Consider the following 25,241-nt stretch of genomic DNA (forward strand, 5'->3'; position numbering starts at 1 on the left):
TGGTCGATTCCTACAGATCCTTACGCTGAAAGCGCAGAAGCCCCAGCCCAAAGATAACCACAGTGTAGATTACAGCGTATGCGACAAAGGTATTAGACGGAAATGAATTGAAATTCATCAGACTAAGCGCCCCGTTATCCATCGATACCATACCATTCATATCCTGTAAGCTGAACAGCTCGACTGTCATTCGGCGCTGCAAGGTATCTGCCGGCATAATCATCGAGATCATTCCAGTCAGATTATTCAACACCTTCAGTCCGTCGTCCTCCAGTCTCAGCGACCCGCTAAGCTTATCTACCATCCCGCCGAGAAATCCCGCCCCGTAGAGCATTGTCATGAACACACCGTTGCCAAGCGCCGAGAATAGTCCCGAACCCAGCATGGATACGGAGATTAACAAGGGAACTACAGAGGCAAACAGGAGGAATGACCTCGCCAGCACGGCCGCTTCTCTGGGAACATTTGCGTGGGCATTTGTAATCAGCAGGATGGCGGTGAACAGAATGAGTGCATAGATCGTTCCCAGCGTAACGAAGCCTAGCCAGCGGCCAAAATACCATTTCCAGCGCGGCAGGGGCCGGGGTAACAGAGCCTGCATGACCCCCTGCTCCGCTTCACCAGCAATCACCGAGAAAGAGCTGAAAATCGCCAGAAAGGCAATAACGAACGCGCCGAAGAAGAAGCCTAGACTCAGAATAAAAGCGCCGTTCATGTACTGCATGAACAACCCGCTGCCATTACCCAGCGTTCCGGTCCCTTGATCGTTCGTTCCTACGGTATCGGCCACAAACCAGAAGGCAATCAGGAACACCAGGGTAAGCAGGAGGGTTAGCAGCATCACTTTTTTACGAAGCATTTCCTTCCAGGTCATTGCAACTATGGTTCTCATTCCTTCTCCCCCCTATGACTTAGCCCGGCTACCGCATCCATGAACCAGTCCTCCAGCCGCTCCGTCTGGCGGATCACCTGATACAGCGTCATCCCCTGCTGGACCATCAGCCCGTTCAGCCAGCCCGCCTGCTCCTCATGATCCAGCTCCGCCGCAAGCCACACAATGCTTGAATCTGAGTCCTCCTCCTGAGCCGGGTCATAGCCTGATTTCCCAGCCGCAGGCACGGATTGCCGGATGGATAACCCTGTATGCTCATTAAGCCAGGACAGCAAAAAAGGCGTGTATCCGCCTACTTTGAAATGCCAGCTTGTCCGTTTGTTCAGCATCTCCGCTACTTTGCCGTGCCGCAGGACCGCTCCGTTACTCAGCAGAGCCATCCTGTCGCACAGCACTTCAACATCCTCAAGTAAATGAGAGTTGAGAAAAATAGTAATTCCCCGTCCCTTCAGCCGCTGCAGAATCTTACGCACTTCCATTCTCCCGATGGGATCAAGGGCTGAGGAGGGTTCATCCAGGAAAAGAATCTCCGGATCATTCACCAGCGCACACGCAAGACCCAGCCGCTGCTGCATTCCCTTGGAATAATGCTTGACCCGGTCACTTCCGCGCAGCCCGATGCCTACCTCCTGCAGGAGCTGGGGAATTCTCTGATCCATGACGGATTTCGGAATCCGGCACAGCTTGGCATGAAGCCTGACCACCTCTTCACCGGTCAGCCAATCCTGGTAGCGGTACAGCTCCGGCAGATAGCCAATCTTCATTTTGGCTTCGATAGAGCCGAGCGGATGGCCCAGAATGGAAGCCTGACCGCCTGTTGGCGAGATGAGTCCAACCAGCATTTTGACAAAGGTACTCTTGCCGGCACCGTTGGGGCCGAGGAAGCCGAAGGCTTCCCCTTTCCCCACAGTCAAAGTAACATCCCGGCAGCCGCGTCCATTCGGATAAGCTTTGGTCAAGGCGTTCGCATCAATCGCAGGGATACTGCTCATTGTGTGATCAACTCCTGTACTTTCTGGAGGAACTGCTCGCGGTCAGGATAGAGGTCTCCGCCGCTAAGCTGCAGAACCTGCCCCTTCTGCACCCAGACAGCCATGTAGCTGTTGCTGTTACTGAACTTCATTTCAGTAAGAATGACCTGCGTACCGGCCACCGTAATCTGTTCATCATGACTGCCCTTGATCAGCGGCATCGGCAGATCACCGGACAAGATCCGGCTCTTCTGCAGGCTGCTTCTCAGATTATCTGGAATCAGCGGGAAGTTCACGACCGCATCAATCGCTTCGTCCAGATCCACAGAAGGATCTACGGTAACGACAGGTGTATTCATCTGTGATAAGGATCCCCAGTGCTGACCGGTGCCCAGATCATAATACACTTGCTCGGGGATATGAAGCGTAATCGGCTTGCCATCTACAGACGTAGGCAGCAGATTGTCCGAGCCCAGGCGTTTCAGTGCCTTGTTCACTTCATCCACCTTCAGGGTTAGAGTAATATCCCGGCTTGGTGATACATCTGCTGTCTTTGCAGCAGCAATATTCGCACCCTTCAAAGGCTCATATCCCAGCAAACCTTGAATTTTGCCAACCGGAATTTCACCGCTGATGCTCCCGTTAACGGATGAGATGTCTCCGAAGGAATTCATCGTTTGGCTGAAGTTCCCGTCTTCCGACGCCTGATAGAACATATCCCGCAGATCGCTTTCTTCGACGACGGTTGCCTCCTGCATCTTGAACTGGTTCAGCAGGGCGGCCATGGCCGTATTCCCTACCGGAGTGGCCAGAACAGCTGCGAAAATCGCTACGCCTGCTGCCGCTGCGGCCCACTTGCGGCTGCGGCTCATAGGCCGGCTCGTCTTCCGCCCTGTCTTCTGTACGGACTCCGCTGCTGCAAGATGTTCCGCCTTAGCTGCCGGAAGCACTTCATCTGCTGCCGGTTCTGTTCTATCTGATCTATCAGCCTTGGCAGTCTGTTCCTCTAGAGTGGTCTCTTGCTTGCCCCATGTAGCCCACACCGGATTGACCGGCTCGTCTTCCAGCTTCTCCTGTAATTTCGCCCAGGCTGCATCTGTGTTCTGTGGCTGTATCTGCCCGTTTGCTCTATTCATGGTTTCTTTCCTCCCGGATCTCATTATTCTTGCGGAATGGATTTCACCGCATGGTGTTTCAGTTTGGCAGTCGCCCGGCTTAACAGGGTTCCGACTACTGGCGGCTTCACTCCCAGCTCCCCGGCGATCTCCGCGTAGCTGTAGCCCGAATACTTAAGCAGCAGGGCCTGCCGGTCCCGTTCGGGAAGATCCTCCAGCCAGCTCCGCACATCTTCCTGATCCAGCTTGCTGAGGACTACTTCTTCCCCTGTAGGAGCAGAAGCCCCCGCATCATATAACAGCTCCTGCTTGTTGATCAGACGCCGCTCTCTCACCCGCTGGTTCAGATAATCATATCCGATCCGTGTTAGCACTCTATGCAGCCACGCCCCCAGCGCTGCGGGATCATCCGGCGGGTTTCTGTAAAGTCTGATAAAAACCTCCTGCGCCAGATCATCGGCAGCACTCTCGTCCCTCACAAGTGCCGCCAGCTTGCGACGCACACTCGGGTAATGCTCATAAAAGATTAATTTGTATGGGTCTGATTCCGGAATATTCATTAGGGTAATCCTCCTTATCCGCTGCAGCTATAAGTAAGACGAAGGCTGGGGCTAATTTGTATCATCTTGCCTCAAGATTTCTCTCCAGCAATTCTGATCTTCTAATTATACGGCAGGCCGGTTGACCCGCATACATCCACTCCGGGCGCTGTCCTATGCATCTACATCCGCCAAATAACCCCACAAAGTGGGGCTTTAGCGTAGGTGATGACTCAGGTACTTTGCGGGGACACCAAAACATATAAATGCTTATCTGTCACAAAAAAACGGTCCTCCGGTAAAATCCCGGGGACCGTTTGCGTCTTGCTATTCCATTCCTGACTATTGCTTGCTGTAATTCTCGTCCCCAACCTGGATGCTGCCGTCATCATGCTGGAAGAATAGGGAACTGGATACCTTACCGTTACCAAAAGCGAATACGATGGTATTCCCGCTTATCTTGTAGGAACCGGTGTCTGAACCGCCGGCCCCGCCTGTTGTGGGTGCTCCGCCCTGGACGGTACCCAGCATCAGGTTGTCGCTGGTGAAGGTTCCATTGCTGTTCAGCACCAGCGTCCGTGTCCATGAAGTTGATCCGGCAGATATCCCAGCCAGCCCCTGGAAGCCACGGTGGACATAAGTACCGCTTAGGGTCAGCCCGTTCTTGACTGTTTTGACCCGGCTAAGCTCAACATCGTCAATATGCAGCTTGCCGGATTTGACCGCAATATCATAAGTATCTCCGTTACTTAGCTTCAGCTTACCACTCTGTATGGTGTAAGTCTGGCAGCCGTCACGCGAGCAGTTGATCGTCTCCGGTCCGCCTTGCTTTGGAGCATCAACAACCACTTTATTACCGGGCAGGAAGGTGATGATATTCCAGCACATCCCGCCGCATTCATACCCGTCGTAGTCCGGGCTGAAGCCGTAGTACGTTCCCTGCAGATTGCTCAGATTCACCTGGTCCGAAGCGGCTGGCTTGTAGGAGCCGTCTCCGGCCGGAGCATTCGGCACAGTCCCTGGTGCCGGCGGCTTGGTCGGTTGCGGCTGGCTGGCGATCTGCTCATCGTATACTTTTTTGAATTCGGCAATTTGCTTGTCAACCGCCGCCTTCGCCGTTGCTTTGGTCAGACCATTGGCGGCCAGATACGGATCGGTATAGACGAGAATCTGCGGCTTATACGGGTTCCATGCGACCAGTGCCTGAGTGGACTCCCCGACGAAGCGGAGCGGGACCATCGTGTAGCTGTCTATAATTGTTGGCGCTTGCAATAGCTGAACACTGGTTCCATTGACGGTAGCCGTCTTGCTGCCTATCGTCATGACGATGGTTAGGCCTTCCTTCGTGCCGGTTACCGTCTGCTGTGCCGGATTCCAGCCTACTGTAAGGCCCATCGCTTCGAACAGCGGACGGAATGGAACCAGCGTTGTCCCTTTATCCAGCAAGGGAGCTTTCTCAAAAGTCAATGGTTTGTCATCCAGATTGACCTCTATCGTTTTGCCCGCAGCTGGCGAAGCTTGCGCTTGGCCCGCTGATACACTCAGCGCTACGGCTACTCCCAGCCAGATGACAGCCGTCCATAACCGCCGGATCACAGGTCCGGACATTCGCCTTTTTCTCACCTATACCCCATCCTTTCGCAAAACAAACGGATTTTTAGATTTATAACCCGTCAGTCCCGCGTTTAAACAGAACCAGTCAAAAAATGATTTTTTGACGCACAGAAAAAGCCCTCCCGCACGCGGTAGGACTGATATCTGGTGTATATCCATTAAAAGGTTGATCTTGCCAATAAAATATAGTAGTTTATTAGGTGTAAACTATTATAAATTGAAAGGTGGAGTTAATGATGGAACAGAAATGTATGGAAATGATGATGAACATGTGTATGGAAGACATGATGTCGAAGATGAAGAACATGAAAATGTGCATGGAAACCATGACCCAAATGGGCATGATGAACATGGATATGGACAAGATGATGACTCAAATGCAGCAGTGCGACGAAATGATGACCATGTGTATGACCATGATGCGTAATGGAATGGAAATGTCCAAGTAAGTCCAGGTTTACAACGGCAAGCCCTTGAGAGTGAATCTGCGAAATTCACCTTTATTGTGCATGTCATGGCTGAGCAGACTAACTGCATGCCATTTTTTAGTTAAACTATATTACCTCTATATCTACCTAATCATATCTCCGATTATTTCTTCTCTATCCTCTATCTAATCTTGATATACCGCGCTTGAAGCTGCTTAGCCACGTGAATCCGCTCCATCTTCAGCTCCCACATCTGTTCTCTCCACAGACCGCTATTCGTTGTATCCTCTTGCTCTCTCAGCTTATCGAATAATTGCATCAGCAATAAGTTAATATCGTCGAACCGCGACCACAGCGCTCTCACACTATCCACTTGTTTTTTTTCTTCGGCAAGCATTTCATAGTTATTCAATTGCTCCAGGAGATCAGCCTGCCACTGTTCATCGTTAATTGCCTTGGCGTAATTCAGCAAATCCAGATAATCATCTATTGACAAAGGTACCGACTCCTTTTTTCTTTATACCAAGTATTATACTCGGTATTGTAGATATTGCAATAGTCTGCGCATAAAAAAACAGACATCCCATGAAGGATGCCTGCCAGGAAAAGCTATTCTTCTGTGCTGACCAGCTTCAAGCTACATCAGCTTCTTAATATCATCCTTCAGCTGTTCGGACTGCGGTCCGAACACAATCTGTACGGCACCCTGCCCAAGCCGCATGACACCGGAAGCACCCAGTTGCTTGAGTGCGGAGTCCTTAACCGCTTTGTCATCATTTACGTTAAGACGCAAGCGGGTAATACAGGCATCGATGCTGCGGATGTTCGCAGGACCGCCGATGTTCTCCAGAATCTTGGCGGCTCTGGAAGAGGACGACGCGGCTGTACCACTCTTGGACAGATCAATCAGGTCATCTTCCGTCTCATCCTCGCGTCCGGGAGTTTTGAGGTTGAACTTGACGATGATGAACCGGAACAGCACATAGTAGAGGACGAAGAAGCCAAGCCCAACCGGAATCAGCACCCACGCGTTGGTGGACTGCTTCATGTTAAGCAGGTAATCAATGAGCCCGGCAGAGAATCCGAACCCGAGCTTCACATCCAGCACATACATCAGGAATCCGGCAAAACCCGTCAGCAAAGCGTGTACCAGATACAGCAGCGGTGCGAGGAACATGAAGGAGAATTCCAGCGGCTCCGTGATTCCTGTCAGGAAGGAAGCAATCGCCGACCCGATGAAGATGGACGCGACCATTTTGCGTTTCGACGGTTTGGCTGTGTGAATGAACGCCAGGGCAGCACCCGGCATAGCGAACATCATAATCGGGAAGAAGCCTGTCATGAACATTCCCGCAGTCTTGTCTCCGGCGAAGAAGCGCGTCAGATCTCCGTGAACAATATCCCCAGCAGCGTTCGTGAAATCACCGAGCTGGAACCAGGCGATAGCGTTGATGACATGATGCAGGCCGAACGGAAGCAGCAGACGGTTAGCCGTCCCAAATACAAAGGCCCCTGCCCCTCCGAGACCGACAACCCAGGTGCCGAAGTCACTGATGACATCCTGAATCGGGCTCCAGATCATGCCGATCAGCACTGCGAGAATCATGGTGGTGATAGCGGTGATAATGGGTACGAAACGTTTGCCTGCGAAGAAGCCCAGCCAGTCGGGCATTTTAATATTATGATATTTCTTGTACAGGTAAGCAGCCCAGGCTCCGGCAAAAATCCCGCCCAGCACGCCCATATTCAGCTTCACATCATCGGCGATGAACGGCATTTGGGCCGGAAGCACCTTAAGAATACTGTCCAGCACCTGATACGCAATGAGGGCAGACAGCGCGGCAACCGCATCCCCTGCGAACCCGATCGCTACCCCAATTGCAAAAATCAGCGCCAGATTACCGAATATAGCACCCGCACCCGCATTCAGAAAAGGAGCCACATACTGGTTGAGGAATCCGCCGACGGTACTGCCCAGATGGAAATCCTTCTCATAATTAATTAGTCCGAACCCTTGCAGTATGGCTGCCGCCGGTAAAGTTGCGACTGGAAGCATCAGAGATTTCCCTAACTTCTGTAGAAAAGCCAACATAATGAAATCATCCCCCTGGTTTCATATTTAGTACATGTATGTTCTAAGCCTGTGAAGCTACTGTAAGAATAGTGCTTGTTCCTGCCGTAACCTGGCCGTAATGGCAATCGACCTCCGGAGGTTCCTCCCCGTTATGGGTCACAATCACTGGAGTAATGGTACGGTACCCCGCAGCACGGATCGCTTCCAGATCGAATTCGATCAGCGTCTGCCCTGCCTGCACTTCATCTCCGTTGGCAATATGGCTGATGAAGCCTTCCCCCCGCAAGCTGACCGTATCAATTCCGATGTGCATCAGCAGCTGTAACCCTGAGGCATGCTCCAGGATTAGAGCGTGATTCGTTTTAACCACATGCGCAATTTTTCCGTCAAACGGGGCCGTTAAACGTCCCTCTATAGGTTCTATGGCAATACCTTGGCCCATATGCCCGCCAGCAAAGGTCTCGTCCGGCACTTCCGTTAATGGTACGGACTGTCCGCTGACCGGAGCGTATATCTCCAGGCGGCTTACCGCCTCAGTAGGTTTCTCTTCTTTTTTAGCTTTCCATCTCGAAAACATAAAAGTCACTCCTTGCTGCTGCTATTTATTCTTCTCTATCGTCTGGAACAGCCGGTGCAGATGCATAGCCAAAAAGCAGATTTCTTCTTCGGGTACGTCTACACTGAGCTTACCCTGCATGACTTTGCCCATCCTGTGCGCGAGCTTGTATTCATCCTTGTATTCCTTCTTGATATGCTTCACAAAAGGATTGTCGATGAGCGAACCCTGCAGAATCCGTTCAATCGAGAATCTCAAGTGAACCATCAGCCGGACATGATTCATACTGCCCTGCTCAAAGCGGATCTTGCGTTCACTGCGGATCATCTCCATCAGTTCACTGACAATGTTGGAGGCCTTCACAAGCTGGCCCACCGGCACATTGCTGACCGCAGAATAGACATGGTAAGTAAGGAAACCGACCTCGTCCTCAGGAATCTGCACTTCAAAGCCTTCACTGATCTTCCCGGCCGCCTTGGAAGCGATCTCAAATTCCTTGGGGAATGTCATCCGGGTCTCCTCCAGGAATGGATTCACTATGTCCATCCCGCTGCGCAAGCGGAAAATGGTGAATTGGATATGGCTGGGGAGCGCCAAATAGATCTTGTCGTTTAGCTTGCCGGGAAACTCACGGGCGATATCAGAGATAATCTCATCCGTAATCCTCATGACCTTGGGATCAATGTCCTCCAGCAGAATCTGATACTGACTCCATTCCTCCCGGTCCTCCAGCCGAAACAGCTTCTCAATCCGGGGATCATCCGAATCAATAACACCCGTATCCTTAAGCGCAAACCCGATGCCCTTGCCGATAATTACATATTCCTTGCTCTTCTTGCCGCCCTCTACCATTACGACATTATTCCCAATCACCCGCAGCACCTGAAATTGTTCAGTGTCCCTCGCCAAGTTCCCCCTCCTTTCCGCCCATTGCCTGATTTTTTGCACAAAAAAGAGCCAAGACTGGACTCAAAGTATTGAGTACGAATCTTGGCTCATGCCCTGTTAAGGTAACACGCCACTGCATATAAATGATCATTTATGAACCCATCATAAAGCATACCTTGTATTCCCGTCAATGGGTTTTTGGAAAAGTCAAATGTACCGGCACATTCGTGTAATGACGTCCTGCATCAATACCGGCTTGCTGATAAAATCAGTGGCTCCGGCGGCCAGGCAACGCTCACGGTCTTCCTTCATCGTCTTGGCAGAGATTGCAATGATCGGGAGGTCGGTGAGATGCATCTCCTCACGGATAATAGACAGCGTGTCATAACCGTCCAGAACCGGCATCATAATATCCAGGAGTACGATATCCACCTCCGGCTGCTCTCTAACCACTTGAAGACATTCATAACCCGTCTGAGCGGTCATGATGATCATTCCGTAAGGCTCCAGACCCTTCTGCAAGGCATAAATATTACGCATATCATCATCTACAATCAGGACAGTCCTGCCTTGCAGCATGGCGTATTCTTTCTCGAACAGGGAGTCACCGCTATTACCCGGCTGCCCTGTATCATGAACGGTTCTGGAGTGCTCCGACCCGGCTGCAGTCTGAGCCAGCTCCGCCGGATGGAACGGTTCTTCTTCACTGTCCAGTTCACGGCATGGGAGATACAAGGTGAATGTACTGCCCTTCCCTTCTTCGCTCTCCAGGCTGATATGCCCGCCCAGCAGCTGAGCCAATTGCTGGGAGATGGACAAGCCCAGACCGGTTCCCCCGAATTTGCGGGCAGTCGTTCCGTCCACCTGGCGGAAGGCCTCGAAGATCAGCTCACGGTTCTCTTCGGAGATGCCGATTCCGGTATCCTGGACAGCAAAGGCCAGCACCGGCCCTTCTGTTATGTAACTCTGATCCGAATATGCCGCCAGCTTGGTAATCTCCACGGTCACAGAGCCCTGCTCAGTGAATTTGAAGGCATTGGACAGCAGATTCCGCAGAATCTGATGCAGGCGCATCTCATCGGTGAAGAACAGATCCGGAACCTCCGGGTTCAGGGTCACGTTAAACTCCACGTTCTGCGATTCAGCAAGCTTGCCGAAATACCCCTGCAGCAGCGAGGGCAGCTCGGTGAGATTAACGGCGTCCATTTCCACCAGCATTTTGCCCGCTTCCACCTTGGAGAGATCCAGAATATCGTTAATCATACTAAGCAGATCACTGCCGGAATTGTAAATGACTGAGGCATAGCCCAATTCTTCCTCGGTTAACGTATGATTGCGGTTCTCCGTCAGGAGCTGCGAGAGAATCAGCATACTGTTCAGCGGAGTACGCAGCTCATGCGACATATTGGCCAGGAATTCAGACTTGTAGCGCGAGCTCTGCTCCAGCTGTTCATTGTACCGCTCCAGCTCGATCGCTGCATTCTCGGCTACCGCTTTCTGGTTCTCCAGCTCCTTGTTCACGGTTAACAGCTCGCTGGTCTGACTCTGAAGCTCCTCCGTCTGCATCTGCATCTCCTCGGACTGGGTCTGAAGCTCTTCGGATTGAACCTGAAGCTCTTCGTTCATCACCTGCGACTCATGCAGAAGCCTCTGGATCTCCATCCGGGTCTTCACCGAATTCACGGTAACACCCATCATGTCCAGCAATTCCTTCAGCAGCTCGAAATGGTAAGGCGCCCAACGGGTCAGCGCAGCAATCTCCAGGACAGCAACGGTCTTGTTCTCAAAAATAATCGGAGCAATCACAGCGAACCTCGGCGGTGTTCTGCCCAGAGCGGAGCTGATGGAGATATAGTCATCAGGCAATTGCTCAATCACGTTCATCCGCTGATCCAGCGCACATTGACCTGCCAGGCCTACTCCCGGCTGAATAACCTCCGGCCCGATGCGTTCTTCCTTATTCTCTGCACCTGCATAGGAATAGATGCGCTCGAACAGTTCCTCGTTATTCACGACGTATATAGTGGCATACTGCATTTCCAGCATAACCGACAACCGGCTGACAAAAATTCTGCACAGCGAAGGCATATCAACTGTCTCTTGCAGGGCAATCGACATGGAGGTGAGCTGCTCGCTCGTCCACTGCTCCCGCTGCACGTTATCCAGCAGCCCGTTCGTCGCTTCGCCCAGGTCATAGATTTCATCCAGAGTCTTCACCTTAATGCGCTCCGAGCGGTTACCGCCGGAGGCAATACTGTTGATCGCCTGTATGACGCTGTGCAGAGGATTCACAATGCTGGCCGAGAGCAGATAAGTGATGAGCAGCGCAAGTACGACCACCAATCCCCACAATATGTACATGGTGATCAACAGCTTATGATTGCTGTCCTTCAGGTTGCTGATCCGGTCATTCGTGAGCGTGCGTTCGATGTCACGGAAGTAATCGGACTGGGAACGGATCGTATCGACGAGATTTTTCCCCGTGTCATTGCGGAAAAAAGCGTTGACCGCCTCAGAATGGCCATTTTTCTTCAGCTCAACCACGTGCTGTCCGGCGACATCGACCCACTTCTCGATATTATCCGTAATCGTGTCCAGATTCCGTACCTGCTTCGGGTTATCGGCAATGAGATTATTCAGCTTCGCTGCATTAATTCTCCACTGCACCAGCCCGTCATTATACGGCGCCAGGTATGACTCATCGTCGGTAAGGACGTACCCCCGCTGTCCGGTCTCCATATCCAGTACATTTTTCTCAATTTGATATGTAAGTTCATGAACTTCTATATCATGATCGCTCAAGAACACGGTTTCTTTCTCCAGGCTGTTAATCCGGCCAGAGACTATAATCAGAAATAGCCCCAGCATTAATAGTATGATGACATATCCAAGTGCGATTTTGCCGCGGATCTTCAAGCTCCAAGCATGCTTCTCCGGCAATGGTCCAACCCCCGTCCAGAGTTATACTTATGCTGCATATTGTTGTCTCTCACGCTGTGGCTGTACAGGGCTTACAAATACCCCTCCGTGCGGGGTATAGGCAATCTGTCCTTGAGCTGACGCACATTGGCTTCCAGCTTGATGATGATATCCTCCAGATCCTGCGGATCAATTCCCTTAATAATCGGAACCGGGGCCGGAGTGGCTGCGGTCTTCACCTCTGCCTTCAGCTCTTTCATCTCAATCTGCTGCTCCTGCCACTTATCCATCAGATCCGCTATGGTAGCATAGAACCGTTCATAATCCTTAATGACGCTGTCCAGGAACGTATCCACCTCTTCGGCATCATAGCCGCGAAGCTTCATACTGAATTCCTTCTCATGAATGGTAAGTGCATCAAGGGTAATACCGAGCTGGCTGAACAGCTTTCTCTGCTTATCCAGCCGCCGTTTCATATGTTCGTCCATTTCATAACCTCCAAGTGTATGCTGCATTCATCCGGCAGGTATTATTATAACAGGGTGAAAGCAGCATGAAAATATCACTAAAGTTACAATTCAGCATAGGGATGCCTGCTGATTGCCCTATAACACATTAGGGTAAGGTAAGATTACGACAGTGTAACTACTAATCCAGCTGAAAGGAAGATGACACATGAGCCACTTAACCAAAGACCAATTGAATATACTGCGGGCAGCCCTTGAGGAGCGCAAGGCAGAGCTGGAGCAGCATTTCTCCGGCAATGGAGCAGAAGACAGCCTGCTTGGCGATTCCCTTATCCTCTCTACGGGCGAGCTCTCTTCGGTCGATAACCATCCCGCCGATACAGGAACGGAGACGTTTGAACGCAGCCGCGACCTGTCCATCAACACCTCGCTATCCGAAGAATTAACGGAGATCGAGGCTGCTCTTGCGCGGATGGATGACGGAACGTACGGTATCTGCGAAGCCAGCAAGCAAGAGATTCCCTATGAGCGGCTTGAGGCCATCCCCTACACCCGCTATACCGTGGAGCATGCCCCAACCAGCCGTGACACCGGCGCACGCCCTGTGGAAGAAGAGGTTATGACCCCGCCGCCAGCCGGTGCAGGCGAAGGACGTCAGCAGAATAGCGGCAGATTCGATGACGCCGGTGCCTGGGAAGCCGTGGAGGATTATGGCAGCGCAAGCTCGCCGGTAACCCCGCCGGGCCAGGATTCTGAAGAAGAGGATACCTGAGCCGGCAGGCCGAAGCCAGAATCTTAATTCCGGGCTAACGAATTTCGTAAGCGCCGGAAGCCCGCTCAGAAGTTGTCAGCGACCGCCTTATTAAGGATACCCAGACAGCGGTCGAGGTCGGTCTTCACTTGCTTTTTGTAGAGCTTGGCCTTCTCCTCCCCGTCCGAGGTGAAATGATACAGGACAATCTCCTGGAAATCGACCTTGGGGTCGTTTCCCTTCAACTGCTTGGTGCGGTAGAGTATCCCCTGCTGCACCAGCTCATGCAGGGCACGGTAGATTTCACTTTGGGGAGGAGAATAACCATGGGCTTTGAAATCTCTGCGCAAATCCTCCAGCATCTGATAACCATACCCCTTGTGCTGCTCCACCATCGTAATCAGATATACCTTTATAAACGCCCGCTGGGCAATCATAAACGCCATAAGACACCTCCCGGGGTGTTTTTTTGTGGAATCCTTAGAGAAGAACAGCCATAGACCCTTGTCACTTAAATCCGGCAGTCAAATGATGTGGGTAGCATTTCCAGCTACAACTCTAGTATAAACTCTATTTCCCAGCTTTCACAACAAGTTATATTTTATAGTTTCATTTTTTCGGTGCGGAGTTTAGGTTTACTTTTTCCGTTTTGAAGAAGATAGGTACTGATGTTGTGAGGCGTTTAGATGGTATAGGTAGATACGGTGGGTGGTTTTATTCTTCTATTGTGAATTTTTCATATAATGAAATTATATTAATAGAGAACGACTTTAACTTGCGTCCCCTGACACCCGTTGCTTAACGCCTCTGCAGAATAAAGGTTATTGTGAATTTTTCATATGATGAATTAACATGAATAACCCCCCTCTCTGCCTCTCCACAGACGATTACTCTTATTTATTTTGTTGTAATTGCAACAAAATTCATGTATTATTTTAAAACTATAGGCTTGGAAAATAAATGATCAATGGAGCTGCGATTATGAAGGAGATTCTACGCGAGGTTGGAATGATTGCCCGGTCACTGGACTCCATCAGCAATATCGAATTTAAGCAATATGACCTTACCCGGGGGCAATATTTGTATCTGGTGCGGATCTGTGAGCATCCGGGGATGATCCAGGAGAAGCTGGCTGAAATGATTAAAGTGGACCGGACAACGGCTGCCCGCGCTATACAGAAACTTGAGATTAACGGTTTTATTGAAAAAAATGAAGATCGGCACAACAAAAAAATCAAGAGGCTGATCCCTACAGAGAAAGGGCAGGCCGTCTACCCTCTGCTCAAGAGAGAGAACGATTATTCTAATAGCGTAGCGCTGTCCGGCTTCTCCGAAAGTGAGGCTGAAACCCTGGTAACACTCCTGCAAAGAGTCAGGTCCAATGTGGAAAAAGACTGGGAATATGTAAAAAAGGGAAACAAACGGGACTATTGATTATACAAAAGGAGAATTATAGATGACTATTTTGATAAAGAGATGCTCTTCCGGCGATCTGGAGACCTTGCAAAAAATCAGTATTGAAACGTTTACGGACACCTTCAAAAATCAAAATTCACCAGAAGCTATGGAAGCTTATTTGAAAAGAGCATTTCGTACAGAGCAATTAAAAAAAGAATGCGCCAACCGCCATTCTGAATTTTATTTCATCTATTATAATGAAGAAATTGCCGGGTACCTGAAGGTTAACGCAGATGATGCCCAAACTGAACATATGGACAAGGACTCGCTTGAAGTGGAACGGATCTATATTAGAAGGCCCTTTCATAGACTGGGGCTAGGGAAAAAGCTGATTGAGAAAGCGGTGGAAATCGCGACCGAAAAGAATAAGAGGAAGCTCTGGCTGGGGGTTTGGGAACAAAACGGAAACGCAGTTGCCTTTTATACAAAATTGAATTTCGTACAGACAGGAACTCATTCTTTCTATATGGGTGACGAGGAGCAAACAGATCTGATCATGACCAGAATCATCCTCTAGCACAATTAGGATATTTGGCCCAGTACCCTCACAGCAGCCTAAAACAAGCACAAAGAACTGCCCCGGCATGTTCGCCGCAGGCAGTCCTTAAGTATGCTATAGGAGCGGGCTTAAGCCTGCTCTAATTTTTAGATTTTGTCGCGGTTGTAGAGGTCCGGGTCACGGTCTGCATTCATCGAGTCTCTGTTGCCCAAGGTATTGCCAACCGTTGTGTCCCTAGGGACCAGATCCGGGTTAGTTGCTCCGCGGTCCGCCAGTGTATCCTCCGGGTACAGGCTGTCGTACCGGCCCGAGTTGAGTGAACGGTTCCCCCGGAACACGGTATGGATATCTCTTCCACGGCCATTGTCATCGACCAGGACGAGGATTTTGCCGCTGTCGATGTAGCCTTCGTAATCTCTGGCCTCATCCTCAGGAATGCCGAGTCCGATTAATCCGCCCACCAGTCCGCCTGCTCCTACTCCGATGGCAGCCCCTGTTAGTGTAGCTGCGATTGGGCCTGCAGCAAGGATTGGACCAATTCCCGGAATAGCCAGCGCACCGATCCCGGCCAGCAGGCCGGTAATTCCGCCCACTACGCCGCCGGTGGCCGCACCTGTAGCAACGCCTTCCGGCGCCATCGTTCCTGTATCTTCGGAGATGTGTTTCAGGTCATCTCGATCCTTCGTTATTACTGAAATCTCATCGTTCGTGAACCCTTGTCTCTGCAAACTTTCAATTGCTCTGGTTGCTTCTTGTTCCGTATCGAATACGCCAATAATTTTCTCTGTCACTTGAAGCCCTCCTTCGTAATTGTTGTTCGCTATTGTATTACCCGTTCAGGCGGTGCCCAAACAGGAAAAGCTTCTTCGGATGCATTAATGCCTGATCACAACTACATTCTATTTGGTAGGACGGGTACGGTTGGTCGGTGCTGCCTCCAGCGGATTATCCGGCCAGTAGTGCTTGGGATAACGGCCTTTCAGATCTTTTTTCACCTCGAAATAGGTGTTCTGCCAGAAGCTGGCCAGATCTGAGGTGATCTGCATCGGCCTTCTCGCCGGAGACAGCAGGTGCAGCAGCACCGGGACCTTCCCTCCGCCGATCCGCGGAGTATCCGTCTGCCCGAACATCTCCTGCAGCCTGACTGCCAGTACCGGCGCCCCCGGATTACTGTAATCCAGGGGAACCCGCGAACCGCTCGGTACCGTAATATGCGTCGGCGCCTCCTTGTTCAGCAATTGGCGGCTGTTCCAGTCCAGCATCCCCTCCAGCGCCTGCGTCAGCTTCAGCCGCTGTAAATCACGGAGATTCCGCATCCCTTGTATAAAGGGTGCCAGCCATTCCTCCAATGTATCCGTCAACGCCTCATCCGACATATCGGGCCAGTCGGCCCGCAGTGAGTGCATGAATTCCATCCGCTGCCGCAGCTGAGTGGTCCCTTTCTCCCATGGCAGCAGCTGTAGCCCTTCCGCCGCGATCACCTTCAGCAGTACGCTCTCCGTCTCCTCGGGAGTAGCCCGCTCATGGGTCGTTTGCTTCAAAATGAGCGCCCCCAGCCGGGTCACTCTTCGCGCCTTCACGCTTCCGCTCTCACTGTCCCAGTAGACTTCACGCTCCTCCAGAAGGCTGTCCGCATGATGCTTCAGCAGGTCCTGCTCGGAGAGCGCTGCGGCAAGCATAATCCGGCTCTGCCCGGCACGGTCATCCACGCCGGGTGCCACGATGTAGGGCGAGCGCGCCAGCGGCTGGCCCTCGCGCATCGCCGCCCCCCGGCCGCCGGAGAGCAGGAACGCGCCATTGCCGCGCTCCTGCCCGATCCGGTCGGGATAGGCGAACGACAGCAGCAGGCCGCTGCGGCTGATGTCGCCGGGCCCTTCGCCCGGCGCTGCCTGCAGCTGCGCCAGGAAGCTGCGGCTCTCGCGCTGCACCGCGCGCAAGGCCGCCGGGTCTGCTCCGCCGCTGCTGGCGGAGCGCTCGAACCCGAGCAGCGCCTCCACGCGCAGCGTGAGGTCGCTGTCTAGAGCCGCGGGACCCCGGAAGAGGTCCCGCTCCTGCAGCAGCGCAGCGAGCCTGGCGGCGAGCGGCGCGGCTGCAAGGTCTGCCGCGCGCAGCAGCATATGCGCGATGCGCGGGTGCGCGCCAAGCACGGCCATGCTGCGGCCGTGCGGCGTAATGGCGCCGCCGGCGTCCAGCGCGCCGAGCTGGCGCAGCAGCGCCGTCGCCTGCGCATAAGGCGCGGCAGGCGGCGCGTCCAGCCAGGCGAGCGCTCCCGGATCGCGCACGCCCCACAGCGCCAGCTCCAGGGCGAGCTGCGCCAGGTCGGTCTCCATGATCTCCGGCACGTTATCGTCCGGCAGATGATCATGCGCCTCCCGGCTCCACAGCCTGTAGCAGACGCCTGGCGCTGTGCGGCCTGCCCGGCCGCGCCGCTGATCGGCCGAGGCCTTCGAGACCGGCACCGTCGTTAAGCGCGGCATGCCGGTACGCGCAGAGAATACCTGCGTCCGGCGAAGCCCCGTGTCAATCACCGAGCGTACGCCTTCGATGGTCAGACTCGTCTCGGCAATGGAGGTTGCCAGTACGACCTTCCGTTCGCCTTCCACCGCAGGAGCCACCGCCGCATCCTGCTGCGGCTGCGGCAATTGGCCATAGAGCGGCCGGAGCACCGTTCCCGGCGGCAGGCTTCCTGATGCCAGCTCCTGCTCCGTCCGGCGGATCTCCCGCTCGCCGGGCAGAAAGACCAGCACATCCCCCGGCTGCTCAGCAAGCGCCCGGCGGACAGCTGCGGCTGCGGACTTCTCGGGGGTGGAGCCACCGGCAGCGTCCGGCACATAGACCGTCTCCACCGGATACGTCCGGCCCGGACAACGGACGACCGGCGCTTCACCCAGTAGAGAAGCTACGCGTTCTCCATCCAAGGTCGCCGACATCACCAGAATGCGCAGATCCTCGCGCAGCACACTCTGCGCTTCAAGCGCCAGTGCCAGTCCAAGATCCGCATGCAGGCTGCGCTCATGGAACTCGTCGAAGATCACAAGCCCCACATCCCCCAGCGAAGGATCGCTCTGGAACATTCGCGTCAGCACGCCTTCCGTCACCACAACAATACGTGTATTCCGCCCCACCTTGGTATCCATCCGCATACGATAGCCTACGGTCTGACCCACACTCTCCCCCAGACAGGACGCCATATAAGCTGCGGCCGAACGGGCTGCCAGGCGTCTGGGCTCCAGCATCAGAATGGTTTTACCGGCCAGCCAAGGCTCCTCCAAAAAAGCAGGCGGCACCGCCGTTGTCTTCCCCGCTCCAGGCTCGGCAATCAGAATCGCCGCTGCACGGTCTGTCAGAATTCTCTTCAGGTCAGGGAGCACCTGCATAATCGGAAGCTGCTTCATTTCATCTCTCCATCATCTGCTCAAGGTTAAGTTAATCTACATCTCCCTATCATCGGCGAATTCATTCCAGATATCAAGCGGTTCATTGCTGCTGGAAGAGGATGACCCATTCAACACTAAGCTCCCCTATAATCTCGCACCAAAAAACCCTGGTTCCATGAACCGGAGGTCTCATATTCCAATACTCGTCTACTCCCTACCATCCCGTTCCACTCCAGCCAGCCGTTGCCCGATCGCGTCCCCGTAATCCGCATATGCAGCATTGCCTTCCAGCCCCCGTTCCTGCAAAAGCATCTGAAGACGCAGCCGCTTCAGGGAGAGCCTGCCCTCCAGCTCCTTGCGTTCCTCGGCAGTGCTGTTGCCGCTTCGGTGGCAAGCCACCAGCAGCTCTTCGAGCGTTACGCACTCTGCCCGCAGCGTGACTTCCTCGGGCAGCAATCCGGCGTTCTTCATAATCTTGTAGGACATCCGCAGCTCCTCGGGTACGCCCGAGAGATCCTCCAGCTCCAGCGGCTTACCGTGCCCCGGAAGATTGGCGAACTCCCCGCTGCGCATAGCTTCCTGAATTCTTTGTTCTGCAAGCCAAGATAATATAGCCATACACACCGCACCTTTCATCAGCAGCTGAGGATTTCCTATTGTTACATCCTGCATACATCCGGCATACCCGCCGCTACCGCTTTGTCCTTATTTTAGCACGGGTGCTGCTGAAATTCATTCCCGGTTGCCTGTAAGTTATCGCTTCTTATCACCAGGCAGAAAGCTATTTCTGCTTATGATATCCGCGCTCCCCGTAAGGAGACAGTTGCTCCAGCCATTTACTCTCCATATCCGGCAGCATCTTGCGGTATTTCTTCAGCTCCTGCACATCGGCCACGAAATCCTCTTCCGGCTTAATCTGCTCCAGCACCTCGAAGCGGAAGCCCGCTTCCCCGCGTTCATTCCAGTCTTCCTGCAGCGCCTTGTTGTCATGGCCTTTGATATCCAGCATGAACTTATGCTTATTCCAGACCCCGTCCAGATTCAGGCTGCTTCCCACATACATTTTGTCGTTGCCGGTGTTCACAATCCGGTATACCCCCATTGGCCTGTGCGAGTGTGCATAATTGTATCCCAATTCCTTGCGTCTGGATTTATCTGTCATTATTTCTCTCCCCTTCTTCTCTCCGTTATAATTTCACCCAGTAGCTGCTTCCGTCATCTTCACGGTCCAGCAGCCCGTAATCGATCAGATAACGCCGGAGCGTTACATAATCGGGATAAGCAGCTTCGAGCACCGCATTGATTTCCTTCTCACTGTACTTGCGCCCTGTCTCAAAACGCTGAAGCAAATGGCGCAGAATCGCCGCCTTCCGCTTCTGCCGTTTAGGGAACTCTGACAACGGGCCATCCGGCCCCTGTTTGAAATAGGTGCCCAGAATCTCGGCGTTCTCCTGCTCGGTAATCGCGAACCGTTCATCAACCATCACAGCCGTGCGCGGTATACTCACAAAAGACGATGAAGCTCCCGGCTTCTCCTCAGCCAGCTCCATAACCGCCAAAAACAGCTTGGCCTGCTTCACCTTCTCGCGAAGCGTGAACCGGTGGTTACGCACTGTGGAGGTGCTGCCGATCCCCAGCTCCTTGGCTGCTTCTGCATCGCTAAGACTTTGGCGGAAGGCCTGCAGCAGCCCCTTCTGCAAATCGGTTAACCCGCTCAGCTTCTTGTCCAGCGTCAGCAGCCAGTTGAACATCCCGCCATGAACTCTGTCCACATGCAGGGCTGCGAACTTCTCCGCTTCGTAATACTGTTCTCCATCCTTATAGATCAAGCCCTTCTCGAAGGCAGCCCCGCAGACCAGACAATGATACTTTTCCGTCCGCTCTTCAGTCTCCACATTATAGCCCTGCTTCAATTCTGCAATGGACGCATTCCAGAATTTCTCCGATATCCGTACTGCTTCATTCTCTCCTTCCAACTGGACCACCACACCCTTTGTTTGCTTTTATAAAGACATATTATCATTTCGTTTGTTATTTTACAACCATCTAATTAGATTGTTTGTGACAAAAGAAAAACACCGCCAATCATGGCAGTGTCTCATAGCAGAATCGGCAGAATATGCCTAAGACAGCAGCGACTCCGCACCGTCAATCACAATCTGCGAGCCGGTAATATGAATGGATTCATCCGAGGCCAGGAACGCGACCAGATCGGCCACATTCTCCGGTTTGCCCGGACCGTCAGCCAGCGGCTGTGCACCGTCGGGGAATTCAATGGGAATGACAATTGACTCCACATCATCGTTCCACTCCGTGCTCTCGTCGATATTCGTGGCGATCGCTCCCGGACAAATGACATTGACCCGGATTTTGAACTTGGCCAGCTCCAGTGCAGCCATCTTGGCAAAAGCGACCTGGCCGGCCTTAGTGGTGCTGTATGGTGACCAGCCGAAGCTGGTGAACCGGCTGTTGCCGTTGATGGAGCTGGTAATAATAATACTGCCTTTGCCCTTCTCTTTCAGATGGGGAATGCTGTATTTCAGCGTCAGGAAGGTGCCTGTCAAGTTGACAGAGAGGGTCTTCTCCCAATCGCCTACGCTCAGCTCCTCAATCGGCCCGACCACTCCGTTAATGCCCGCATTGGCGAACACAATATCCAGGCCTCCGAAATGCTCTACGGTTCTGCGCACCGCTTCCTCCATCCGGCCGGCATCCGAAGTATCCACATCAATCGCTAACGCGCAGTCCCTGCGCAGCTTATTCAATTTCTGTTCAAGGATCGAGGTACGTTCGTTCACCAGATCGAACAAGGCGACATTCGCACCTTCACGTGCCAGCTGGATCGCTGCCGCTCTGCCGATTCCCGAGCCCGCACCTGTGATTATGGCTGTTTTCCCTTGAAAACGCTGCTTTTTTGCTATATTTGGGCTCATATGTACACTCTCCTTCCGTGAATACCATTCTGCATGTAATGGCTCTGTTTCAAGATTACCCAATTGATGCTTGATTATAATCAGATTATGCAAAAAATTGCACAAACCTTGTGCAACATGCACAGCGCATCCATTAACCGGGCCTAATGAGCAGCTTACCGTCAGCAACAAAGACCCCGCACCTGCGGGGTCTCCTCTGACTCATTCAATTCTCCAGCTGCCGTACATCCACCTTCACCGTAAGCGTGCCCGCTGCTCCGCGGTATACGCCTTTGACCGGAACGATATCCTTATAATCCCGTCCATGCCCAAGCTTGATATACCGCCAGCTTACTTCAGCATTGTTGGTCGGATCGAAGCCCAGCCAGCCCGTACCCGGAATATGTGTCTCCACCCAGGCATGCGAGGCCTGTTCGAAGTTGGCGTTGCCCCCCTGCAGGTCCCCGACAAAATGGTACCCGCTCACATAACGCGAGGGCAAGCCGACACTGCGGCAGACCGCAATCATCAGATGTGCATAGTCCTGGCAGACTCCGCGCTTTAGCATCAGTGCTCTTTTCACTGTAGTGTTGACACTCGTCGCCTCGGGATCGTACGTAAACTGCTCGTAGATGGTGGACGACAGCTTCCGGGTCCATTCGTACATATCCTCGGCTTCCTCAAAAGGATGCTGCGACGCGAATTCCACCAGCTCCGGCGTCACCTCGGTGTACCGGGTAGGCAGAATAAACTCAATATACCGGTTCTGAAACTTCTCGTCATTCAGCAGCTTCACCTGATCTTCCAGCGGAATATGCGGAAGATCGGCACCTTGCGCCTTGTCGAGCGTGACCACGGTCGCTTTGGTGTGAATCACCATTTCCGTATGCGGCTTGTTCACCGAATAGGCATGGACCCGGTTGCCGAAGAAATCCTCATACGTCAGCAGATTAGCCGGCGGATGCACCTCAACCTCATGGTGATAACAGGATTGCCGGTAGTTCGTGCGCGGCGTCAGCCGGATCTCATTGACACTGTCCGTCACCGGCTCGGGGTAGCTGTAGGTGGTTGTGTGGTTGATCTGTATTTTCATACCGAGACTCCTTCACGGCGAAAAAAAGCACCGTCCATCGTTCGGCCGAGCCTCTGACAGGATATCATCAGTGACTCCAGCACATCCAGAGTCAGGTCCCCGGAAATCTCTTCCTTCTCCATATAATCAAGCTCCGCCTTGATCTTGCCCGCCTGACGGATCACCTTCTCATGCCCTGAGCCCTTCTCTGAAGAATCCAGCTCCAGCTTGGCCAGATGCTCCTCCAGCTTGTGGAAGGAGAAGCGGATTGAACGCGGGAAGAGCGGGTTCACGATCAGGAATTCCAGAATGCATTCCGGCGACATATCATCGGCGTAATACCGGCGGAAGGACTGGTAGCCGCTCACCGATTTCAGCACAGCCTGAAGCTGGGTATAGATGGAATTGATAGCCTTCGACTTGCAGGATACCGTGACGGTCTGCAGGATACGTGTCGTATTCTCCGCCCGTTCCAGAAACCGGCCGCTCTCGATGAAATGCCATTCATTGCCCCGGAGCATCACCGATTGCTCCGCGCCGAGGAACATCGCCGCCCGCTCCTTGACCTGCTGATAGAATTGATGCGGGCCGCGCATGATATCTGTTACCGACTGTTCACCGAGCCACAGGTTGAAGCCATTGATAATATCCCACAGCTCGCTCGGCAGATGCTGGCGCAGCGTGCGCAGATTATTCCTGGCCTGATGCACACAGGAGAACAAGGAATTGGTATTCCCCATATCCAGTGTGATGAAGGATAAGACGTCCTGCTCGCTGAAGCTCTCAAATTGTCGCAGATATTCATTCCGGACCCCGAGTGCATCAATCAGGCGCGACCACTTGTGGCCCTCTTCCTGGTAATCCTCTTCCTGCTGGATATGGTAATGTACATCGATCAGCCGGGCGTGATTCTCAGCCCGTTCAATATACCGGCCGATCCAGAATAGAGCCTCCGCATTGCGATTCAGCATTCTAGCCCCCCCTTTACCTTAGAAAAGTCTCTAGGCCATAACCCAGGTATCCTTCACTCCGCCGCCTTGGGAAGAGTTCACGACCAGCGAGCCTTCGCGCATCGCCACCCGGGTCAGTCCCCCTGGAATGACATGCGGCTTGCGGTCGGCCCCCATCAGCGCAAACGCTCTGAGATCAATATGCCGCGGAGCCATACTGCCGTCCGACAAGACCGGCGCACGGGACAGTGACATGATCGGCTGGGCGATATAACGCTCCGGTTCCGCCAGTATTTTGAGCCGGAAGTCGATAAGTTCCTGCTTCGATGCCTCACTTCCGATCAGCATGCCGTAGCCCCCGGAGAGAGACGTCTCCTTCACCACCATTTCAGACAGATGATCCAGCACATACTGGCGCTCTTGCGGCCGTGACAGCAGATAGGTCGGCACATTGCCCAGAATCGGCTCTTCATTAAGATAATAGCGGATCATATCCGGCACATATACATACATGGCTTTGTCATCGGCTACCCCGGTTCCGGGCGCGTTGGCAATCGCGATATTTCCTGCCCGGTAGGCATTCATCAGACCTGCAACCCCAAGCAGCGAGCTGGGCTGAAAAGCCAAGGGATCAATGAAATCATCATCCAGCCGGCGGTACAGCACATCCACTCTGCGCAGACCGTTCATCACCTTCAGGTAGATTTTGTGGTCCTGAGCGACCAGATCACGGCCCTCAACCAGATGAATGCCCATCTGCTGTGCCAGAAAAGCATGCTCATAATAAGCCGAATTGTATTCCCCCGGTGTCAGCAGGGCAATGACCGGGTCCTTGGTCCGGGACGGGGACAGGCTGCGCAGCACGGACAGAAAACGGTTCAGGCTGTGATCCACATCGCGGATGGAGCTGGCAAACGACAGCTCAGGAAACAGCTGGTTCATGAGCGATCTGCCTTTGAACAGATACGAGAAGCCCGAAGGTGTACGCAGATTATCCTCAAGCACATAATATTCGCCGTCATGATGGCGGATCAGATCGATTCCTGAAGTGGTGATGTACGCACCGCCGGGTACACGGAGTCCGGACATTTCCGGCCGGAAATAACAGTTCGAGATCACCATCCGCCGCGGCACAATTCCGTCCTTCACAATATATTGCTCATGGTAAATATCATGAATGAACAGATTCAGTGCGGTAATCCGCTGTACAATCCCCGCCTCCAGCCGTTCCCATTCCCCCTTGGGGATAATGCGCGGAATCATATCGAAGGGAATCGTCCGCTCCATAGGCTGATCCTGTGCCGGGTTGTACAGTGTAAAAGTAATGCCTTCTTCCATCATCCGACGCTGCATCAGCTTCTGCTTGCCTTGCAGCTCTTCGGGGCTCATCCCGGAAAACATGCGGTTCACATGCTTGTAATGAGGCCGGACGTTCCGTTCATCCGCATACATCTCATCATAGAAATGCTGCAGCGGATACGGAGACAGACCGGGCAAAGGATCTAGTTTGGACATGAGCCCGACTCCTCTCGGATCAGTATAATGTGTTATGTTTCTTAACAAATAAGTTCAAATTTTAAAAATTCACCACGAAAATATGATTTACTACCTTCATAATACGTAAATGATATTATCCATGTCAATATATATAACAGCAAAATGGAGTTTCCGCACCATTCTGCCGGTTTGGAATCGCTTCCTTTCTCTTAAACTTGCTTTTCGGGGTGCTCCGCGTTCATTCCACATCCAATTGTATGCC

Annotated in this window: 25 protein-coding genes; 4 read left to right on the plus strand and 21 right to left on the minus strand. The window is 52.8% G+C overall.

The window, feature by feature from the left end; genetic code table 11:
• Positions 1–10 precede the first annotated feature (10 nt).
• The 5 genes from NSS64_RS13845 to NSS64_RS13865 form a co-directional block, all read right to left on the minus strand.
• On the minus strand, positions 11–892 hold the full coding sequence (locus tag NSS64_RS13845) for an ABC transporter permease subunit (protein WP_341140482.1): 882 nt from the start codon (positions 890–892) through the stop codon (positions 11–13).
• On the minus strand, positions 889–1,884 hold the full coding sequence (locus tag NSS64_RS13850) for an ABC transporter ATP-binding protein (RefSeq protein WP_341140483.1): 996 nt from the start codon (positions 1,882–1,884) through the stop codon (positions 889–891). Before NSS64_RS13850 ends, NSS64_RS13845 begins: the two co-directional genes overlap by 4 nt.
• Complete coding sequence (locus tag NSS64_RS13855; RefSeq protein WP_340941056.1) at positions 1,881–2,999, minus strand: hypothetical protein; 1,119 nt, start codon at positions 2,997–2,999, stop codon at positions 1,881–1,883. Before NSS64_RS13855 ends, NSS64_RS13850 begins: the two co-directional genes overlap by 4 nt.
• A 23-nt stretch (positions 3,000–3,022) precedes the next feature.
• Positions 3,023–3,538, minus strand: coding sequence for a sigma-70 family RNA polymerase sigma factor (locus NSS64_RS13860; protein WP_036728818.1), 516 nt, complete (start codon positions 3,536–3,538; stop codon positions 3,023–3,025).
• A 321-nt stretch (positions 3,539–3,859) separates the two neighbouring features.
• The gene (locus tag NSS64_RS13865) at positions 3,860–5,140 is read right to left on the minus strand and encodes a stalk domain-containing protein (protein WP_341140484.1); all 1,281 of its coding nucleotides are present in this window, start codon (positions 5,138–5,140) and stop codon (positions 3,860–3,862) included.
• A 163-nt stretch (positions 5,141–5,303) separates the two neighbouring features.
• Here NSS64_RS13865 and NSS64_RS13870 point away from each other — a divergent pair, with 163 nt between their 5' ends.
• A complete protein-coding gene (locus NSS64_RS13870) occupies positions 5,304–5,558 on the plus strand; it encodes a hypothetical protein (protein ID WP_445667796.1) in 255 nt (84 codons plus the stop codon).
• A 182-nt stretch (positions 5,559–5,740) separates the two neighbouring features.
• Here NSS64_RS13870 and NSS64_RS13875 read toward each other — a convergent pair whose 3' ends face one another.
• The 6 genes from NSS64_RS13875 to NSS64_RS13900 all read right to left on the minus strand — a co-directional run bounded on the left by NSS64_RS13875 (position 5,741) and on the right by NSS64_RS13900 (position 12,484).
• Positions 5,741–6,055, minus strand: coding sequence for a hypothetical protein (locus tag NSS64_RS13875; protein WP_341140485.1), 315 nt, complete (start codon positions 6,053–6,055; stop codon positions 5,741–5,743).
• Positions 6,056–6,196: 141 nt separating this feature from the next.
• Positions 6,197–7,651 carry an N-acetylglucosamine-specific PTS transporter subunit IIBC gene (nagE, locus tag NSS64_RS13880; RefSeq protein WP_340941061.1) on the minus strand — a complete coding sequence of 485 codons (1,455 nt, stop codon included), beginning with the start codon at positions 7,649–7,651 and terminating at the stop codon, positions 6,197–6,199.
• A gap of 43 nt (positions 7,652–7,694) precedes the next feature.
• On the minus strand, positions 7,695–8,210 hold the full coding sequence (locus NSS64_RS13885; RefSeq protein ID WP_340941063.1) for a PTS sugar transporter subunit IIA: 516 nt from the start codon (positions 8,208–8,210) through the stop codon (positions 7,695–7,697).
• Positions 8,211–8,231: 21 nt separating this feature from the next.
• Positions 8,232–9,098: a PRD domain-containing protein gene (locus NSS64_RS13890; RefSeq protein WP_340753842.1), complete on the minus strand. Its 867-nt coding sequence runs from the start codon at positions 9,096–9,098 to the stop codon at positions 8,232–8,234.
• Positions 9,099–9,284: 186 nt separating this feature from the next.
• Positions 9,285–12,017 carry a CHASE3 domain-containing protein gene (locus tag NSS64_RS13895; RefSeq protein ID WP_341140486.1) on the minus strand — a complete coding sequence of 911 codons (2,733 nt, stop codon included), beginning with the start codon at positions 12,015–12,017 and terminating at the stop codon, positions 9,285–9,287.
• Positions 12,018–12,088: 71 nt separating this feature from the next.
• Positions 12,089–12,484: a DivIVA domain-containing protein gene (locus NSS64_RS13900; RefSeq protein ID WP_036728841.1), complete on the minus strand. Its 396-nt coding sequence runs from the start codon at positions 12,482–12,484 to the stop codon at positions 12,089–12,091.
• 187 nt (positions 12,485–12,671) lie between these two features.
• Between NSS64_RS13900 and NSS64_RS13905 the strand changes: the two genes are divergently transcribed.
• Positions 12,672–13,235, plus strand: a complete 564-nt coding sequence (locus NSS64_RS13905; protein ID WP_340992739.1) for a TraR/DksA C4-type zinc finger protein — start codon at positions 12,672–12,674, stop codon at positions 13,233–13,235.
• A gap of 65 nt (positions 13,236–13,300) precedes the next feature.
• Here NSS64_RS13905 and NSS64_RS13910 read toward each other — a convergent pair whose 3' ends face one another.
• Positions 13,301–13,660: a helix-turn-helix transcriptional regulator gene (locus NSS64_RS13910; RefSeq protein WP_340941066.1), complete on the minus strand. Its 360-nt coding sequence runs from the start codon at positions 13,658–13,660 to the stop codon at positions 13,301–13,303.
• 535 nt (positions 13,661–14,195) lie between these two features.
• On the opposite strand from NSS64_RS13910, the gene NSS64_RS13915 reads away from it, so the two are divergent.
• Positions 14,196–14,648 carry a MarR family winged helix-turn-helix transcriptional regulator gene (locus tag NSS64_RS13915; protein WP_340992738.1) on the plus strand — a complete coding sequence of 151 codons (453 nt, stop codon included), beginning with the start codon at positions 14,196–14,198 and terminating at the stop codon, positions 14,646–14,648.
• A gap of 22 nt (positions 14,649–14,670) precedes the next feature.
• Positions 14,671–15,189, plus strand: a complete 519-nt coding sequence (locus NSS64_RS13920; RefSeq protein ID WP_341140487.1) for a GNAT family N-acetyltransferase — start codon at positions 14,671–14,673, stop codon at positions 15,187–15,189.
• A gap of 128 nt (positions 15,190–15,317) precedes the next feature.
• Here the strand turns inward: NSS64_RS13920 and NSS64_RS13925 are convergent, their stop codons facing one another.
• The 9 genes from NSS64_RS13925 to NSS64_RS13965 form a co-directional block, all read right to left on the minus strand.
• The gene (locus NSS64_RS13925) at positions 15,318–15,962 is read right to left on the minus strand and encodes a general stress protein (RefSeq protein ID WP_341140488.1); all 645 of its coding nucleotides are present in this window, start codon (positions 15,960–15,962) and stop codon (positions 15,318–15,320) included.
• Positions 15,963–16,070: 108 nt separating this feature from the next.
• Positions 16,071–18,566, minus strand: coding sequence for an ATP-dependent helicase HrpB (gene hrpB, locus NSS64_RS13930; RefSeq protein WP_341140489.1), 2,496 nt, complete (start codon positions 18,564–18,566; stop codon positions 16,071–16,073).
• Between the two features lie 189 nt (positions 18,567–18,755).
• Complete coding sequence (locus NSS64_RS13935; RefSeq protein WP_341140490.1) at positions 18,756–19,166, minus strand: DnaJ family domain-containing protein; 411 nt, start codon at positions 19,164–19,166, stop codon at positions 18,756–18,758.
• 163 nt (positions 19,167–19,329) lie between these two features.
• Positions 19,330–19,710: a GIY-YIG nuclease family protein gene (locus tag NSS64_RS13940; RefSeq protein ID WP_340992733.1), complete on the minus strand. Its 381-nt coding sequence runs from the start codon at positions 19,708–19,710 to the stop codon at positions 19,330–19,332.
• A gap of 25 nt (positions 19,711–19,735) precedes the next feature.
• Positions 19,736–20,524, minus strand: a complete 789-nt coding sequence (locus tag NSS64_RS13945) for a DUF2087 domain-containing protein (protein WP_340992732.1) — start codon at positions 20,522–20,524, stop codon at positions 19,736–19,738.
• A 147-nt stretch (positions 20,525–20,671) separates the two neighbouring features.
• Positions 20,672–21,481 (minus strand): SDR family oxidoreductase, encoded by an 810-nt coding sequence (locus NSS64_RS13950; RefSeq protein ID WP_340941074.1) that lies wholly within the window; start codon positions 21,479–21,481, stop codon positions 20,672–20,674.
• Positions 21,482–21,686: 205 nt separating this feature from the next.
• Complete coding sequence (locus NSS64_RS13955; RefSeq protein ID WP_341140491.1) at positions 21,687–22,553, minus strand: transglutaminase family protein; 867 nt, start codon at positions 22,551–22,553, stop codon at positions 21,687–21,689.
• Complete coding sequence (locus NSS64_RS13960) at positions 22,550–23,503, minus strand: alpha-E domain-containing protein (protein ID WP_341140492.1); 954 nt, start codon at positions 23,501–23,503, stop codon at positions 22,550–22,552. The genes NSS64_RS13955 and NSS64_RS13960 overlap by 4 nt, the downstream gene beginning before the upstream one ends.
• A gap of 30 nt (positions 23,504–23,533) precedes the next feature.
• Positions 23,534–24,997, minus strand: coding sequence for a circularly permuted type 2 ATP-grasp protein (locus NSS64_RS13965; protein WP_340992729.1), 1,464 nt, complete (start codon positions 24,995–24,997; stop codon positions 23,534–23,536).
• Between the last annotated feature and the right edge of the window lie 244 nt (positions 24,998–25,241).

It is taken from the genome of Paenibacillus sp. FSL H8-0122 (assembly GCF_038005345.1).
Classification (GTDB): Bacteria; Bacillota; Bacilli; order Paenibacillales; family Paenibacillaceae; genus Paenibacillus_AQ.

Excerpts from the sequence above, each read along its gene's own strand:
- NSS64_RS13940 (WP_340992733.1), bottom strand. The coding sequence starts at position 19,710 with ATGACAGATAAATCCAGACGCAAGGAATTGGGATACAATTATGCACAC.
- NSS64_RS13910 (WP_340941066.1), bottom strand. The coding sequence starts at position 13,660 with ATGGCGTTTATGATTGCCCAGCGGGCGTTTATAAAGGTATATCTGATT.
- NSS64_RS13860 (WP_036728818.1), bottom strand. The coding sequence starts at position 3,538 with ATGAATATTCCGGAATCAGACCCATACAAATTAATCTTTTATGAGCAT.
- NSS64_RS13965 (WP_340992729.1), bottom strand. The coding sequence starts at position 24,997 with ATGTCCAAACTAGATCCTTTGCCCGGTCTGTCTCCGTATCCGCTGCAG.
- NSS64_RS13960 (WP_341140492.1), bottom strand. The coding sequence starts at position 23,503 with ATGCTGAATCGCAATGCGGAGGCTCTATTCTGGATCGGCCGGTATATT.
- NSS64_RS13905 (WP_340992739.1), top strand. The coding sequence starts at position 12,672 with ATGAGCCACTTAACCAAAGACCAATTGAATATACTGCGGGCAGCCCTT.
- NSS64_RS13845 (WP_341140482.1), bottom strand. The coding sequence starts at position 892 with ATGAGAACCATAGTTGCAATGACCTGGAAGGAAATGCTTCGTAAAAAA.
- NSS64_RS13900 (WP_036728841.1), bottom strand. The coding sequence starts at position 12,484 with ATGGACGAACATATGAAACGGCGGCTGGATAAGCAGAGAAAGCTGTTC.
- hrpB (WP_341140489.1), bottom strand. The coding sequence starts at position 18,566 with ATGAAGCAGCTTCCGATTATGCAGGTGCTCCCTGACCTGAAGAGAATT.
- NSS64_RS13950 (WP_340941074.1), bottom strand. The coding sequence starts at position 21,481 with ATGAGCCCAAATATAGCAAAAAAGCAGCGTTTTCAAGGGAAAACAGCC.
- NSS64_RS13920 (WP_341140487.1), top strand. The coding sequence starts at position 14,671 with ATGACTATTTTGATAAAGAGATGCTCTTCCGGCGATCTGGAGACCTTG.
- NSS64_RS13955 (WP_341140491.1), bottom strand. The coding sequence starts at position 22,553 with ATGAAAATACAGATCAACCACACAACCACCTACAGCTACCCCGAGCCG.
- NSS64_RS13850 (WP_341140483.1), bottom strand. The coding sequence starts at position 1,884 with ATGAGCAGTATCCCTGCGATTGATGCGAACGCCTTGACCAAAGCTTAT.
- NSS64_RS13935 (WP_341140490.1), bottom strand. The coding sequence starts at position 19,166 with ATGGCTATATTATCTTGGCTTGCAGAACAAAGAATTCAGGAAGCTATG.
- NSS64_RS13855 (WP_340941056.1), bottom strand. The coding sequence starts at position 2,999 with ATGAATAGAGCAAACGGGCAGATACAGCCACAGAACACAGATGCAGCC.
- nagE (WP_340941061.1), bottom strand. The coding sequence starts at position 7,651 with ATGTTGGCTTTTCTACAGAAGTTAGGGAAATCTCTGATGCTTCCAGTC.
- NSS64_RS13915 (WP_340992738.1), top strand. The coding sequence starts at position 14,196 with ATGAAGGAGATTCTACGCGAGGTTGGAATGATTGCCCGGTCACTGGAC.
- NSS64_RS13885 (WP_340941063.1), bottom strand. The coding sequence starts at position 8,210 with ATGTTTTCGAGATGGAAAGCTAAAAAAGAAGAGAAACCTACTGAGGCG.